The sequence below is a fragment of the Providencia sp. PROV209 genome (assembly GCF_028479485.1).
GTDB lineage: Bacteria > Pseudomonadota > Gammaproteobacteria > Enterobacterales > Enterobacteriaceae > Providencia > Providencia alcalifaciens.
In genome coordinates this window covers 68211-85046 of sequence record NZ_JAMPNR010000002.1, presented here as the reverse complement: position 1 = coordinate 85046, position 16836 = coordinate 68211, and the positions used below count along the sequence as shown (strand labels likewise).

General features: G+C 38.1%; 8 protein-coding genes. 4 read left to right on the top strand and 4 right to left on the bottom strand.

Features of this window, described 5'->3' with window-relative positions:
- Positions 1-300: 300 nt before the first annotated feature.
- The 4 genes from pncB to PR795_RS02860 all read left to right on the top strand — a co-directional run bounded on the left by pncB (position 301) and on the right by PR795_RS02860 (position 6433).
- Positions 301-1515 (top strand): nicotinate phosphoribosyltransferase, encoded by a 1215-nt coding sequence (gene pncB, locus PR795_RS02875; RefSeq protein WP_006657834.1) that lies wholly within the window; start codon positions 301-303, stop codon positions 1513-1515.
- 235 nt (positions 1516-1750) lie between these two features.
- Positions 1751-3151: an asparagine--tRNA ligase gene (asnS, locus tag PR795_RS02870; protein WP_181480721.1), complete on the top strand. Its 1401-nt coding sequence runs from the start codon at positions 1751-1753 to the stop codon at positions 3149-3151.
- 570 nt (positions 3152-3721) lie between these two features.
- On the top strand, positions 3722-4858 hold the full coding sequence (locus PR795_RS02865) for a porin (RefSeq protein ID WP_272516643.1): 1137 nt from the start codon (positions 3722-3724) through the stop codon (positions 4856-4858).
- A 384-nt stretch (positions 4859-5242) separates the two neighbouring features.
- Positions 5243-6433: an amino acid aminotransferase gene (locus tag PR795_RS02860; protein WP_006662150.1), complete on the top strand. Its 1191-nt coding sequence runs from the start codon at positions 5243-5245 to the stop codon at positions 6431-6433.
- Between the two features lie 76 nt (positions 6434-6509).
- Here the strand turns inward: PR795_RS02860 and PR795_RS02855 are convergent, their stop codons facing one another.
- From PR795_RS02855 to PR795_RS02840, 4 genes are all read right to left on the bottom strand, one after another.
- Positions 6510-11327 carry a calcium-binding protein gene (locus tag PR795_RS02855; protein WP_272516642.1) on the bottom strand — a complete coding sequence of 1606 codons (4818 nt, stop codon included), beginning with the start codon at positions 11325-11327 and terminating at the stop codon, positions 6510-6512.
- 72 nt (positions 11328-11399) lie between these two features.
- The gene (locus PR795_RS02850) at positions 11400-15266 is read right to left on the bottom strand and encodes an anthrax toxin-like adenylyl cyclase domain-containing protein (protein WP_272516641.1); all 3867 of its coding nucleotides are present in this window, start codon (positions 15264-15266) and stop codon (positions 11400-11402) included.
- A gap of 191 nt (positions 15267-15457) precedes the next feature.
- Positions 15458-16093, bottom strand: a complete 636-nt coding sequence (locus PR795_RS02845) for an MBL fold metallo-hydrolase (RefSeq protein ID WP_006662153.1) — start codon at positions 16091-16093, stop codon at positions 15458-15460.
- Positions 16094-16132: 39 nt separating this feature from the next.
- Positions 16133-16681, bottom strand: a complete 549-nt coding sequence (locus PR795_RS02840; RefSeq protein WP_006657827.1) for a YcbK family protein — start codon at positions 16679-16681, stop codon at positions 16133-16135.
- Positions 16682-16836: the final 155 nt, after the last annotated feature.

The window sequence follows — 16836 nt, the reverse complement described above, 5'->3', positions numbered from 1 at the left end:
CAACTTTGTTGGCGAACGATTTGCCTGTTGGTGCTATAGATCTATCAAATCTAAATTTACATGTTAGTATCATTCGGTAATTATTGTTTTGGGTATGTTACCGAACAGTAAATGAAGATCTGTTGATAAAAAAATCACGTTGAGCACATTTAACTCAACCGTTAATTAGGTGAATTAAAGTTGAATTATCGCCCAACAACATACAGATAGAATAAAACTTCTATCTTTTGTTAAAGCGGGTATACTTTTTCAACTTTAACGATTTAGCTATTAGTCAGCTCCGCGAGGAACTCTGCGCGCATGAATTTAGACGTAACACCGATTATTACATCACTGCTGGATACCGATGCTTATAAGCTCCACATGCAGCAAGCCGTTTTTCACCGCTACAACCAAGTTCCCGTTGTCGCTGAATTTCGTTGCCGTAGCAGTGATATTTTAGGTGCCTATGCCAATGAGATTGAACAACAGATCCAACTGATGGCACAGCTTTCTCTTTCTGATGATGAGCATCAGTACTTGCGTACTCTGCCTTTTTTCACCGAAGATTACCTCTCGTGGCTAAAAACATTTCGCTTTAATCCACAGCAAGTCGCCGTAAGTACCGCTGAAGATGGTCAACTAGCGATACGTATTAGCGGTCCATGGCGTGAAGTGATTATGTGGGAAGTACCGCTACTCGCCCTTGTTAGCGAAATTGTCCAGCGCGATAGACACCCGAACATCACACCTCATGATGCGGTAACCCAACTGCGTAAATTGCTGGAATTGTTTTACCGGGAAGCTAACGAACGCCAATTGAATCTATCCGGATTTAAACTGATGGATTTCGGAACACGCCGCCGCTTTTCCTATGATGTGCAAGCCGCTATCGTGGGCATGCTCAAGCAAGAATTTCCTTATTTAGTGGGTACCAGTAACTATAAATTAGCTCGTGAATTAGGCTTAATGCCTGTCGGCACACAAGCCCATGAATGGTTCCAAGCCCATCAACAAATTAGTCCTGAGCTAGCGAATAGCCAGCGTGAAGCCTTACAAAGTTGGCTAGATGAATACCCTAATCATTTAGGGATCGCTTTGACGGATTGCATCACCATGGATGCGTTTTTACGTGACTTTGACCGCGAGTTTGCGAACCGCTACCAAGGTCTGCGTCATGATTCCGGTGACCCTATTGAATGGGGAGAGAAAGCCATTGCCCATTATCAGAAATTGGGCATTGACCCGCTCAGTAAAACGCTGGTGTTCTCTGATAATTTAGACTTACAAAAAGCCTTAGAGCTGTATCATTATTTCCATAAACGCGTGAATTTAGTGTTCGGTATTGGTACAAGACTGACGTGCAATATTCCTAATGTTGTGCCGATGAATATCGTGATTAAGCTGGTGGAATGTAATGGTAAACCTGTCGCTAAATTATCTGATAGCCCAGGGAAAACGATTTGTGAAGATGATGAATTTGTTAATCAGCTGCGCAAAGCCTTTGACCTTCCTAAAATGGAAAAAGCCTGCTAAAACCAAATTAATAACCCGATAGCGATTTTTTACTTGTTTCCTGCCAAATGGCAAGTAACATAGCAGATTACCCCTGAAATATGGGATTTCGGAAAAGATGTCGGGTTAATGGTTTTTCATATGACGGTTTTTCTTCTTATATCGCGTTTCTTTGTAAACCCATAAGCAGCAAATCCCAAACAACACAAACTCGTCATCTCATATCGTTAATATTATTTAAAAGAGAGTAATTTTTATGATCGTTGCGCCTGTAGTCGATGTACTGCAAGGCCGTGTGGCGGTGGGCTCAGAAGTCACCGTTCAAGGCTGGGTACGTACAAGGAGAGATTCAAAAGCTGGTTTTTCTTTCCTCGCCGTTTATGACGGTTCATGCTTTAACCCATTACAGGCTATCATCAATAATAATTTATCTAATTATAATGACGAAGTCCTGCATTTAACCACTGGCTGCTCTGTTGAAGTCACTGGCGTTGTCGCTGAATCTCAAGGTCAAGGTCAGTCTTTTGAATTACAAGCAACGGCAATCAAAGTCGTTGGTTGGGTTGAAGATCCTGATACTTACCCAATGGCAGCAAAACGTCACAGTGTTGAGTTTTTACGTGAAGCTGCGCATTTGCGTCCACGCACTAACTTAATCGGTGCTGTTGCACGTGTTCGCCATACTTTAGCCCAAGCCCTGCATCGCTTCTTCGATGAACAAGGTTTCTTCTGGGTATCTACCCCGCTGATCACCGCATCCGATACCGAAGGTGCGGGTGAAATGTTCCGTGTTTCCACACTGGACTACAACAACCTGCCGCGTAATGACAAAGGTGAGGTTGACTTCAGCGAAGATTTCTTTGGTCGCGAAGCGTTCTTAACAGTTTCTGGTCAGCTAAACGGTGAAGCTTATGCGACAGCATTAAGCAAAATCTACACCTTTGGTCCAACTTTCCGTGCAGAAAACTCTAACACTAGCCGCCACTTGGCTGAATTCTGGATGTTAGAGCCTGAAGTGGCATTTGCTAACTTAGATGACATCGCGGGTCTTGCAGAAAAAATGCTGAAATACGCATTCAAAGCGGCATTGACTGAGCGTCGTGATGACCTTGAATTCTTTGCAGAGCGCGTAGACGAAGACGTGATTAACCGTCTGGAACGTTTTGTGAATTCTGATTTTGCGCAAGTCGACTATACCGATGCAATCAAAATTCTCGAAACCTGTGGTCAGAAATTCGAAAACCCAGTTTACTGGGGGGTCGATATGTCTTCTGAACATGAACGTTACTTAGCTGAGCAACACTTTAAAGCACCTGTTGTTGTGAAAAACTACCCGAAAGATATTAAAGCTTTCTATATGCGCCTTAACGAAGACGGTAAAACCGTTGCCGCAATGGATGTATTAGCACCGGGTATTGGTGAAATCATCGGTGGTTCTCAGCGTGAAGAACGTCTAGATAGACTAGATGCACGTTTAGAAGAAATGGGTATGAATAAAGAAGATTACTGGTGGTACCGTGATCTGCGCCGTTATGGCACTGTGCCGCATTCAGGTTTCGGTCTTGGTTTTGAACGCCTGATTGCTTATGTAACCGGTGTCAGTAACGTACGTGAAGTCATTCCGTTCCCACGTACGCCAAGAAACGCAGCATTCTAATATCAAACGCCCGTTATCAGGCTTTATATGATTATCAATATCGGGTCACTCTGTTGACCCGATATTTTATCTCAGTACAAATGATTTTCACCTCAATGATAGCCGTCTGCAATTGATCGGCTGATTTGAGACCAGTGTCACAATTTTTCTTTTATTGCCCTATTTTTTGCTTTTTTATTAACGATTCTTATTCCGACTAAGAATAATCTGCTTTAGGTACTCTACCATTCTTATTTGTTTGTGCATTTTTCCCTCATCAATGAATGACATCGTTCGAAAAAAGTTCAATTTGTCTGTCAAAAAAGTTCCCTCTTTTTTGTAAAATTTTTTCAACTGGTAGGATGAGTGGTTGTTTTTTACTCTATTTTTTACATTTTGAAACACCTTGTTACCATTTGTTTCAGAATCTTCGTTTTTGTAGCATTTTGGGGGTAGATAAATTTATCTACCAATGGAACACTGGACGCCGACTAAAGACGACACTAATCTCTCATAAATAGTTCCAATTAATTTTGCGAATTGTTTTTGGCAGTGGCAGGTGTCCGAATAACACCAATGAGGGTAATAATAATGATGAAACGCAATATTCTTGCAATGGTTATCCCAGCTCTGTTAGCTGCTGGTGCAGCAAACGCAGCTGAAGTCTACAACAAAGACGGCAACAAATTAGACGTTTACGGTAAAGTAGACGTACGTCATTACTTCGCTAACTCAGAAAGCGGCGAAGATGGTGACGATTCACGCGTTCGTTTAGGTGTTAAAGGTGATACTCAAATCACTGATCAACTGACTGGTTTTGGTCGTTTCGAGTGGGAAACTAAGACTAACAAAACCGAAAACAACAACGATAACAAAAACCGTTTAGCTTACGCAGGTCTGAAATTCCAAGATTTCGGTTCTGTAGACTACGGTCGTAACTACGGTGTTATCTATGACACGAACGCATGGACCGACGTTTTCCCATTATGGGGCGGCGACACCATGGCTCAGTCTGATACTTTCATGACTTCACGTAACCGTAACCTGGCTACTTACCGTAACAACAACATGTTCGGTTATGTTGATGGTCTGAGCTTCGCGCTGCAATATCAAGGTAAAAACACTGATTCTAACAAATCAGGTGTTTCTAAATTTGATAAAGCTGAGTGGACTAACGGTTACAAAGACAACGGTGACGGCTACGGTTTCGCAACAGCTTACGATTTAGGTTGGGGCGTGACTCTGGGTGGTGGTTATTCTAACTCTGCTCGTACTGAAGCTCAAAAAGCTCTGACTTCTACTGCACGCGGTGAACGCGCTGAAGCATGGAACGTTGGTGCTAAATTCGACGCTAACAACGTATACTTAGCAGCTATGTACGGTCAAACTCTGAACACCACTCACTACGGTTCAGATCACCTGATCGCTAACAAAACTGAAAACATTGAATTAGTGGCTCAATACCTGTTCGATTTCGGTCTGAAACCATCTATCGGTTATAACCAATCTAAAGGTAAAGCATTAGGTTTCAAATCTAAAGCTGGTGACAAATATGAGAACCAAGATTTAGTTAAATATATCTCTGTAGGTTCTTACTACTACTTCAACAAAAACATGTCTGCAGTTGTTGATTACAAAATCAACCTGCTGAAAGACAACGACTTCACTAACGAAGCTGGTCTGATGACTGACAACGTAGTTGGTTTAGGTCTGGTTTACCAATTCTAATTATCCGTTAACGGATAATCTGAAAGCAGTAAATCATGTTTTTGCAAGGCAGCGCTTCGGCGCTGCTTTTTTTATTCTCAGAACTTCGTTCCCTATTCCTATCCCCATCGCTAAGTTCCTTCTCGGGTTTTCCTTTCAAGTTAGCCGCCCTCTTGGGCAATATCTTAACTATCGAATACGCTCAAAATTCAATTAATTAGATAAAGTCACTGGTTTATACTCAATTTTTGGTCAAATTTGATGTAATGGCTATCTAGCTCACAAGATCACACCAATTTTTGGTAAAACAATTGGCAAAAACTTGTTACCAAGTTACTCTGGTGACTCGACATTTTCCGTTATACCTCTTTTTCAGCTAAACCACAGAGTTTTGGAATCGACAATATGTTTGAGAAAATCATTTCTGCCCCAGCAGACCCTATCCTTGGTCTTGCTGATAGTTTCCGTGCTGATCCTCGCGATAATAAAATCAACCTCGGTATCGGTGTCTACAAAGACGAATCAGGTAAAACCCCTGTTCTGGACACGGTCAAAAAAGCAGAGAAATTTCTGCTAGAAAACGAAAATACAAAAAACTATCTCGCGATTAGTGGAATGCCGGAGTTTGGTCGTGTCACTCAAACACTGCTGTTTGGTGACAACCATGAAATCATTACGTCACAACGTGCGCGTACAGCACAAGCGCCAGGGGGCACAGGCGCCCTGCGTATTGCAGCCGATTTCATTGCCAAACAAACCAACGCAAAACGTGTTTGGATCAGCAACCCAACGTGGCCTAACCATAAAAATATTTTCGAAGCTGCGGGCTTAGAAGTGCTGACCTATAACTACTATGATGCGGCAAACCACGGTATGGATTTTGACGGTATGCTTAACAGCCTGTCATCCGCGGTTGCAGGTGATGTGATTGTTCTCCACGGCTGCTGTCATAACCCAACGGGTATCGACCCAACGGCAGAACAATGGACTCAGCTAGCATCTCTGTGCGCAGAAAAAGGCTTATTACCTGTATTTGACTTCGCTTACCAAGGCTTTGCAAAAGGCTTAGATGAAGATGCGGAAGGTTTACGTATTTTCACCAAAAACAATCCTGAAATGATTGTTGCGAGCTCATTCTCGAAAAACTTTGGTCTGTACAATGAGCGTGTCGGAGCTTGCACCATCATCGCAAAAGATAGCGATAACGCAGAACGTGCATTTAGCCAAGCAAAAGCCGTGATCCGCGCTAACTACTCAAACCCTCCAGCCCATGGCGCGGCAGTCGTGACCACTATCCTATCTGATGAAACATTAAAAGCAGAATGGATCCAAGAACTGACAGCGATGCGTGAACGTATTAAACGTATGCGTCAACTGTTAGTGAAAACATTGGACGAGAAAGGCGCTAAACAGGACTTCAGCTTCATTATCAACCAAAATGGTATGTTTTCCTTCAGTGGGCTAACTAAAGAGCAGGTAGAGCGTTTACGGAGCGAATTTGGCATCTATGCTGTTAGCTCTGGTCGTATTAACGTCGCAGGCTTAACGCTGGAAAACATGGTGCCACTGTGTGATGCCATCGTGAAAGTTCTATAAGTATTTATTCAAACAACTAAATACTTCACAAAAACAGCCAGCAACTTAACTGGCTGTTTTGTTTATACCAAAGGAGTTACTTCAAATGACTTAAGAAACGCTCTGTCATTTGGACGCCTCCCCAGTTATTTCTGACATTATCATTACCAATATTAGGGTCAGTACTTCCCTCATAAGCAATACGTTGCTCCGCCAACAACTGTATCAAGCGATCAAGAGTTGATTCCTCATTATGTTTTGATAATTGCTTGTAATCATTCAAAAAGCTCACCTGCATCACACTGGTCATTGAGGCAGTATGATTATTGTGTTGCATAAACACTTTTCTTCCACTCTTTGATTGATATACCGTTTCTGCAAGCGTTGCTGAAAGTTCTTTGTAGCTTATTTCAGTAGAGGAAAAATCAACTAATACCACTTGATTACGCCCTTCGAGATCATGGATAGTGACATCCCCTTGCCCATGACCGCTCACAATATAAATATCATCCCCTTTATCACCGGCTAAATGGTCCTTTCCATCTAAAGATATTAATACATCCTGTCCCATACCTTGTGCCAATAAAATATCATCGCCTTGACCACCATAAAGGATATTTTCGCCACCTGTTGTTATCAACTTATCATTCCCACTCCCACCTTTAATCACACGACCATGTTGTGACATATCCATCACCTCATCATTACCGGCGAGCATATCAATAAGCCAATGCTCTCTCTCATCATTCTCGGATAATACAATTCCATCATTTCCCAAGGTTTGTTTTAATGGTTTAGGAACGCCATTTAACATATCAGCAAGCTCATTAACTGGCTTCCAAATGGCTAGCTGCCCTGAATGTTTTGCTTTATCGAGTTTTTCAGATAAGTAGTAAGACAACGAAGTCATACTGACCGTCGTCGATGAAATAGAGTTACTATCGAGTTGGTTATAATGATGAATATTAAAGCGAGCCCCGCTATCCTGCGTTGGCTGCTTAATCTTAAGAATTTTACCTGATGATGAAACATAGACCTGATAGTCGGACTCGACTTCTTCAATAGCTTGCTGTTTAAAATTAACTAAATGGATATGGTTATTACCAAGATTATCTTCAATATAAGCGGCACCGGAGTGATTGCCATCAATAATATAATGGTCATCTTCCCCTTCGCCCATCAAAGTATCGTTTCCTTCACCGGATAACAGTAAATCATCCCCCTCACCACCACTAATAAAGTTATTTCCTGTTCCGCCATATAAGACATTATTTCCCTCCGTGGCTTTAATATTATCATCACCTTCTCCACCTAATAGTACATAGCTAGTTAAGCTCTTATTGATAATGGTATCGTCACCATTTTGACCATCAATAACATGTTTTTCTGATATATAACCCGTAGGTAAAAGAATTTGATCGTCACGATCGCTACTGCTGATAACTAGATTGACTGGGGAAATATGATTTTTCTGTAGATCCACGTTAAATACATTACTATATTTATCTTGGATTAAAATCACCTCAGAAAGATTATCTCCCACATTTGTAAAATGAATAGTGCATTTTTTCTGTCCAAACTTATCAAAATTACTTAGTTTTCCAGAATCCATCGATAGGGCAAAACCATTCTCGGTAGGTAATAATAAAATCACCTTATCATGAGCAGTGAAACTGTCTTTTACCTTAGCAAAATCAAATGTTATTTCGCCATATTCCTCTTTTTCTGTAAGAATTTGATAGGTGTCAACTCCGTGAGTGACTTCAATATAATTCCCTAATTTAACTAGAGGCAAAAAGTTATTTTTATCATTACCGCGATAGGTTAATTGGTCAGCACGACCTATTGGCGTAAACCATCCCCATTCCGGTGCTACATGTTTTCGGTGCTTATTTATTATGATGGTATTAGCGGTTTCATCTATTTCGACTGATTTACTGTCTGCAGCCGCGATTTGGTCAGCTTCTTGAATATAACTGAGGCTGAAATATTGCTCTGGCTCTTTTTGGCCAATCTGCGTCGTCATCATCCAGCCATCTCGAGTTTGTACTCGATACATATGGTGAGGTTTTTTTAGATCGCTACTTGGGTCAATAACATTCTCTAACTGAATTAAAACTGAACTTTTTACATTGGTAAAATCATGTCCATCCTCAGTGCAACTTGGTAATTTGATGGTCAGAATTAAATTATTACCGCTTAATTCAACCTGCTCTATTTCATCTAAAGAATATTCGATGCTCACATGACTTTGTGAACGACTCGATTCTTTGATAATTACATTAGCCTGATATTCTTTACTATTTTTCTTATAGATAGGATTTAGATAACGTTTAGTTTTGACGGTTTTTTCTTTCCCTTCCCAATACGGCTCTGAGATGTAGAGATCATTAACATGCTGCATCCATTCAAAACGGCGAATATGATAACTATCATTGCCATCGCCTCCCCCAGCATCACCTTGGGTTAAAATAAGCTTATCATCACCACCATATCCGACTAATAAATCTTTACCTAATCCACCATCAAGGACATTATCGTTATCATCTCCACGTAAACTATCATTGGTATTTCCTCTGATGATAATATTTTCTATATTGCGTAAATGAGCAATAGAGATAAATGGATGGTTTCCTTCTTGCTTATAATGCAGTGTATTTTTTTCTAAATTAACATAAGCATGATGAGCATCAGGTAATAGATCAACAATCAACGTATCCTTCCCGCCTTGACCATCAAGATACTTAGTTGGCATTGTGTTATTACGTGACATTAATCCGCTTAAATTATTATCTCGTAGATAAAATAGATCCTCTTTATCCCCCCCTGCAAAATATTTTTCGCCAGATAAAACCTGAAATGCATTTTTTCGCGCTTTTGCACCAATAATCACATCATTACCGTTAGCTGTATTCCAGCTCGTTCCTCTACTATGAGGATTATCCAAATATAATGCGATCTTTTGGATATCACTCTCCAAATTTTCACTAACCTTCCGCTCATTTTCGCTAAACACCCGCTGCCCTAACACACCAAATTCAGTTTTCTTTGAATAAAAATTAATTTGAGAGGCACTAGAATTTGATAACTGATAATGTATTGGTAAGGTCAAGAGGTCTTCTGAAATTTTATGGCGAGATTTAAATTCTTCAAATAATGGATTTTTATATTCTGAATTTAAAGAATAACTATCGTGCGTAGCTTTTGTTCCTGTTTGTTTAATATCAACTATCTCTTTAGCTTCTTTTTTAGGCTTGAAATCTTTACGAGTCGAAAACCCCATTCTGTTATACACATAATTTAAATTTCTAAACCATGCACTTTTTCTAATGATTTTGTTGTCTAAAATAAAATCAATTTCGTTAGCAGTAAAAGAAGGTGAACCTTTTTTAGAAAATCGAGGTCCATAATTTCCTGGTCCTAGACGTCGATTTTCTAATGTTCCCAGAAAATAGTTTCCGTACCCATCGACTAAATAGTATTTTTGCTCCTCGTCATATACAGGACTTTCAATAATACCGAAATGATGATCAAAGCCTGCTGCTAAAATATTACTCTCAAATAATGCAAGATCCATTTCCCAATTTTGTTTTTTAAATGCATTGATATACAACTGGGTATTCATCTCTTGTTGCGTGCGTAAAGTAGGCTCTAAACCTAAAGCCCCTCGAATCCCTTCTTCTAATTCCCGATCCCAATCAATATCAATGACCTCTTTAATATTCTCAACTGCGCGAATACCATTGTAAATCCATCCTCCTACAAGCAAAATTCCACCAACAAATAATCCAACAACAGGAATAGTTGAAGCTCCTACTAATACAGCAACCACGGTCACACCATTAATGACAGCACTCGCAATTGATAAAGCCGCATTGACAATAAGATCTTGACGTTGCTTAGGATCGGATACTTCACTGAGTTTAGATAAACAATCGTAGGCTTGATAGATATCAATTCCCATCCCGACTAAGTTAAAGATAACAACGGTTCCTGCAGCAAGCCTTGTGCGAATAAGGGACGTCACGTCTTTTGCAGAAGAGATATTTAACAACATCGGTTGTATAATCATATCTCCGTAATTAAAAAAAGCGGATGCACAAAGTAAATAAAATTGTTTTTCTAGCTCCTTAACCTCTTCTTCTGTAATATCTGGTTTATCGAGCTTATTCAAAATAGCATATGCGCTAATCATACTTTGAATAACACCAGCAGCCCCCATTCCTTGACCAAACTTATTTGCAATACGTTGGAATAATGGAAGTTTAGTTCCAGCTTGGCGAACTTTTAATAAAGTCGAAGATGGAATAGTTTCTTGCTGTACATCACTATTATTCGCTAGGTACTTAAACTGCTTTTTCAGCACTGCCGATCCGCTAAAACTAGCTTGGTGATCAACTAATTGATATATATCTACTGAATTTAGCTGCTCATGAAATATTTTAGTAAAAATAACATCGTCTTTTCCACCTTCCATCAAAGAAAAATACATTGCTAACTTTTCAGGAGAAAAACGAATTTTTTTATGCAGATTATCTGAGGCAATGTCCGATAAAGTGATAGGCTTCCCTTCAATCGTTGCCCCTAATTGCTGTAATTTAGCGAAAGCGATTTTTTCACCATTCATAGTTACCCAGCTATTTTTGGGTAACTTAAACTCAGTTTGTTCAATAATAGATTTACGTTGATTCTGTAAAGAAGATAATCCAACTTTTAAGCTCTGTGATTCCAAATCAATTGATTGAATACTCCCTCTAAAATCTCCATTCTCCATTTTTTGGAAACCAGCAGACTTTCCTCTATTGATAGACCGTCCATCGGAAAGTTGGATGTCCTCATTAAAATACTGTTTAAGTTGCTGTTGAAATTGCTGTTGTGCCAACTGAAGAGAATTATTTCTAATGCTAAATTGCATCCCTTGAGGGTCAAATAGGCAAATTTCGTATGCGCCATTACGACTAACGTGAGTTACTGTGTAAGTTGTTAATTATCCTTGTAAAAAAATGAGTCTATTCGGCGTATCAGCCACCACCAAAAATAAATCTACGACTGATTGGTCAGAAATAGAGATACTGTTATTATTGATTAGCGCATCAATATCCTGAGTATATTTTTGCATTTTTTTCAGCAAAGTATCCTCTGCCGAAGTAAGTATTTTTTGATCTGCAATGAACTCAATTTGAGCCTTTCGCTCAAGAAAATCACGTGCTAAATCACTATCGGTGAGATAATATTCAATGCCATATATACAACCTAACTCTTGGTCTATCTTAGTAGCCCCGTCATTCTTCGATATAACACCATGATTAATCAAACCAATATTTTTTCCTTGGTTTAATTGTTGATGGTATTGCTGCAATCGTTGGGTTTGATAATTTTCATATGTTTTAAATGCTTCAGTAAAAGAGACGTTTTTAAATATTCCACTATCACCTTCAAAGTTTTTAGCACTGAGTTCACTAAATCCTTTTAAATTCTCACTTAATAAAATGAAACTATTATTATCATTCACTAAATTTAAAATTTTGCCTTTATCTATCCCATCACCGGCAGGAAATAGCTGTTTAAGTAATTGTTGAGAATTTTCACTTAAATTATTTAGTATTGAGAAATCGCTTTTTATTGCCACTAATAAAGTATGGATGCTATCTGCTTGTTGCCGATAACCCATCTCTACCGTTGCCTCTATCAATTGATTTATTGATGCCGTATTAAGTTCATACCCACGATTTAATACTTCATTTAACTTTGAATTTACCAGAGGATCTTTTAATACAATAATTAGTTTTTTAACATCAACAAACCCTTCGCTATCCGAAAAATAATTCAGTAAATAAGGATGTTGTACCAAATCGATATCTTGAATAGCAATTTCTTTTAAGGCTATTTTTTCTAATAATAAAATAAGCTGCTGATTAGGCTGGCTGGCGAGTACAGCTGTAGAAATACCACGGTTTACCGTTGTGGATTTATTGGGAGCTTCATAGGTAAATTTAGATTTAACTTCACGGTTGATACCTTGTACTTTAAGCTCCTCAGATAAACCGCTAATAAATATCTTATGCTCACCCGCTTCCGTTATCATTGCTGGTCCTACAGAATGAAACAGGATATTTTCAGGATTTATCAATGGATATTGTTTTTTGAGTGCCGATAGCTCAATCGATAATGCATTTGTGGACTTTCGTACTGTTTCTGCATCGCCAATCATTATCCAATGTGTTATTTTTTGTTTTTCCACTAAAGACATTAAATGTTCTTTACCATATTCCAAAATATGTTTTTTACTATCAACATCCATTTGAAAAATTAATGTATTTTGAGGATTTCTCGCGGCTAAGCTTTCTGCTTGTAATAAACCTTTTTTATCCCCTGTCAGCCGAATAATAACGGTTAACTCTCCTGAATTATTAATTGTATTTGCTAACGCTTTTTTTTGAATATTCTGGCTATTAACCATTTTCCAAATGGGTATATCCATGATACCGAGTTCATTTAGTCGCGTAGAGAAAGTAGTATAAAAATCATTGGATAAAAGACTGTTATTATTTTTAAGTTCCTGAACAAATAGTCTATAGGCATCCTGATTGTAAGCGACTTTTTTGAGTAAATTATTATCAAGAATACGAGTATCAGGATCCCTAAACATATGCATAGGGTCGGGTTCAATATAATCATTTAGTTGAGCGAGTGATAGCTCACCACGACGAAGCTCATTAATAAAATATAATGTACTAGAACTATTATTGATCCTAACTTGATTACTAGCCAAGTGGTATTGATAAATAAATTTGTAACCTTGAGTGTTTACTGTATCTTTTTCAAAGTCAACAGGATAAATAACCTTAGACCCTAAATACATATTTCCGACTTGTCGATTATAAGCAACGACAGGAGCATGCACATTATTCTCAGCAAGTAAGCTAGTCGCTTTTAGTGCAAAGTTTTCATTAACACCTCCTCGACCTAAATCACACCCAAGCATGACAAGCTTATCCGGCATTGTATTTTTTAAGATTTTTTTGCGTAAATACATTAATGCTTCAACATATTGCTGTGCATTTTTTTCCATATAAAGAGTTGGCTGATTCTGCCCGTAATATTTTCCATGACCAATTGTTATCCAACGTACTTTTCCTACATTAATTCTATTGAGATCTCCATGTAAGATTTTATATTGCTTCGAACCCATATCATACTGAATAACCATAGAGTCTTCAGGGTGTTTAGAAAAAGCATAAGCTGTTGCTTTAGCTGAATCTTGATCACCACCATTTTGGATAATAACATTGTAGGTATATTCAGTAGGTTTTACCTGTCTATGAGTTTCCGCATCATTGGCTTTGTTTTGACGGTATATCAACATCGGATCTAGCCAAGTGTCTAGGTTGCCCGTATTTGGTAAATTGGTCTCTGGTAATCGGCTACTATTATGATTTTTTTGCATATTTAAATAAACATCACCAAAATCTGTATCTAACTGCGCAACAGTTTTTTCTGTGATCGGTTCATTATTAATAATACTTTTTTTCCGTATTATTTCTGCTCGTCCTTCAATAAAGCTGACTGATATTTTACGTTTAGGCTCGAAGTATTGACCATTATCTCCTTCACTCCATTTTTTATTTAATGGGACTCTATAACCCTGATTTATTAATAACTGCTGAAAATTAGAAAGCTGTTCAACGTTATCAACAATGATTGCACCTTGAGAGTTCATATGAAAATAAGTATCGATGGACTCAGTCGCACCTATTAAGTTATTTTTTCCTTTTAATCGATCCGGTAATAAAAAGGTAATAGGGAAATTTTCGCTCATTATACTCGCAGGGTTTGCGTCATCAGCTCCATGATGAATCAGTTCCATCCCCTCAGCTAGACCAAGTTTTTTATTTAATTTATTTTTTATTTCTTTTATTTTTTTATTGGTAATGCCATTATCTTTTCCTTCTTTTTTATTATATTCTATTTCATCATTATACAATTTTTTTTTGGCTGAAGTTAATTCATCATAATTTACGCTAGCCTTCCACTCATCCCATGTCAACATCGGTGTTACTTTGACATAATGCTCTAAGTCTGACATAGGAAAAATAATACTAAAAAGATCATAATCTGCGGTTACTGCTTTTCCTGTTTTAGGGTCACCAATAACATAAAATGGCTCTATTTTATTATTTTCTAGATGATATACACTCCATATATCGATATTATCTTTAATACTTTTTTTTAGAAAAAATACTTTTTCAATACCATCAAAAGAAGCTCTTATCTCTTTATATCCGTCTTGTTCTGCTGTATCTGAAAAATAAATTGTTTTATATCGTATAAGCTCTTCAACTCTTTCTTGGGTAATTTCTAATATAACCGCAATAGCTTTGCCTTCATTAATAGCTTCCTGAGAGTAGACATTATATTTTTTGCTATTTTCTCTCCCTGATTTTTTTGCAAATTGCTGATACATAGGAATAAACCCAGTGTGTGGTCCCCAGTCTGAGCTTTTCGATTTAATAGCTAACCCTTTACTGCTATATTCTCCCGTTCCTATAATGCTTGTTGATTTAGGATCAATAGGACGAATGCCGATAATAATATTCTCTTCATTGGCAACTTGAGCGATTAGATTCTGATGTATTTCTGAAATACCTGAAACAGGCAAATCGGTTTCTTTATTTAAAGGCGTGAGATGTAAGTTAATACTAGTATAATCTTTACTAATACCACCAGACGTATTATCTTGTTTCGCTGATGTGGGCGGCTCATTCAGGCTAATTGTTTTTTTAGTCTCTTCTTTATTTCTATTTTGAATAGAATCATCTTTAGATAAATTTGAATCTATATTTAGCTTTCCCATATATTCCTCTTTATAAATAAAAATTTAATATTTAAATTAGATTTAAAATCAATTTAAAGTATCAAATTTTTAAAATATAGCTAGATTCAAGAAATATAATTAGGACATAGTTTTAAATTATATCAATTGCATATAAAAAACCCCTAATAAAGGGGTTTTTTAATGACATTCTGAGTCATCAATTCAGTATATTATCCACCCTGTAAGAATGGATTACTGATTCGCTCATGTCCTAATGTCGACATCGGACCATGTCCCGGAATAAAGTGATAATCATCACCAAGCGGCAGTAGTTTGTTCTTGATCGATGCAATCAGGTCTTGATGATTACCGCGAGGGAAATCACTCCGCCCCACACCGCCTTTAAACAATACATCCCCCATGGAGATAAGTTTATCTGCGTGGTTCACAAATACAATGTGACCTGGCGTATGACCGGGGCAATGCAGTACATCAAACTTGATGTCTCCACACGTGATGCTATCCCCTTCCTCTAACCAATGGTCTGGCGTAAAGTCAGGACAATCACCGATATAAAACATGGCATTTTGTTCGGCAAGGCTTTCAATCCAGAAAGCATCTTCCTTTTGTGGACCATAAATCGGTACACCAAAGTGTTTAGCAAGAGGGGCTGAAGCGCCAATATGGTCAGAATGACCATGGGTAAGTAAAATTTTCGTTAATGTTAATCCACGACTCTCAATAGCAGAAATCAGCTTTTCAGCCTCACCGCCCGGATCAACAATCACTGCATTCATTGAATTTTCATCCCAGATCACCTGACAATTCTGCATGAACGGGGTTACTGGGATAATCGTATATTTCATCGAACAATCACTCCATAATCTGTGTCACCTATGCACAGATTACCATGTTCTGACGGGTCCTGTATCAATATGAATGAAATTGCTTTTCGGATAATAGCCAACACCGCCCGCACCCATTTTTAATGCGGCTTTACGGACATTACTTAGCTGTAAACCTTCAATATGAAAATCCATTGCCTGACCACGGGTATGGTAGCTTTGTTTTGCTACACCAGAGCTCTTACGACGCAATTCATTATTGGTTTGTAATGAACGATAGCCAGAGATCAATTGAACCGGCTTATTAGTGCCCATCATCATTTGCAGCAAATAAATTTGGTCAAATAATTTAGGGTCAATCGTTTTGACTTTATCACAACGGTAATCACGGAAAAGGTGATTCAAACGAGCCAATTCAGACTTATTATAACGGCGACCATCGAAAAACTCGGTCTTTAAAAACTCCCCCGTATTTAAGTTTTGAAAACGTAAAATTCTAGGGCGAGGTGTACTCATTGCAGCAAGTACATGATTTGGTAATAGTCCCAGACCGATTGCGGCGGCACCAATTCCCAACCACTTTCTGCGGTTTTGATCAATCATATCCATAGGTGATAACTCAGGTATTAATTATTCAGTAAATATACATTTTGACTTCATCAGTCTAGCAAAGGATATTTCGCTTTAATGTATAATTATGTAAAGAATTGCGTAAATTAAGGAAAATCCATCACTTTTATGCAAAAAGGTGAGTGAAATCACTT

Coding starts and splice junctions, on each gene's coding strand:
- PR795_RS02865 (WP_272516643.1), top strand. CDS start 3,722: ATGATGAAACGCAATATTCTTGCAATGGTTATCCCAGCTCTGTTAGCT.
- pncB (WP_006657834.1), top strand. CDS start 301: ATGAATTTAGACGTAACACCGATTATTACATCACTGCTGGATACCGAT.
- PR795_RS02840 (WP_006657827.1), bottom strand. CDS start 16,681: ATGGATATGATTGATCAAAACCGCAGAAAGTGGTTGGGAATTGGTGCC.
- PR795_RS02850 (WP_272516641.1), bottom strand. CDS start 15,266: ATGGGAAAGCTAAATATAGATTCAAATTTATCTAAAGATGATTCTATT.
- PR795_RS02860 (WP_006662150.1), top strand. CDS start 5,243: ATGTTTGAGAAAATCATTTCTGCCCCAGCAGACCCTATCCTTGGTCTT.
- asnS (WP_181480721.1), top strand. CDS start 1,751: ATGATCGTTGCGCCTGTAGTCGATGTACTGCAAGGCCGTGTGGCGGTG.
- PR795_RS02855 (WP_272516642.1), bottom strand. CDS start 11,327: ATGCAATTTAGCATTAGAAATAATTCTCTTCAGTTGGCACAACAGCAA.
- PR795_RS02845 (WP_006662153.1), bottom strand. CDS start 16,093: ATGAAATATACGATTATCCCAGTAACCCCGTTCATGCAGAATTGTCAG.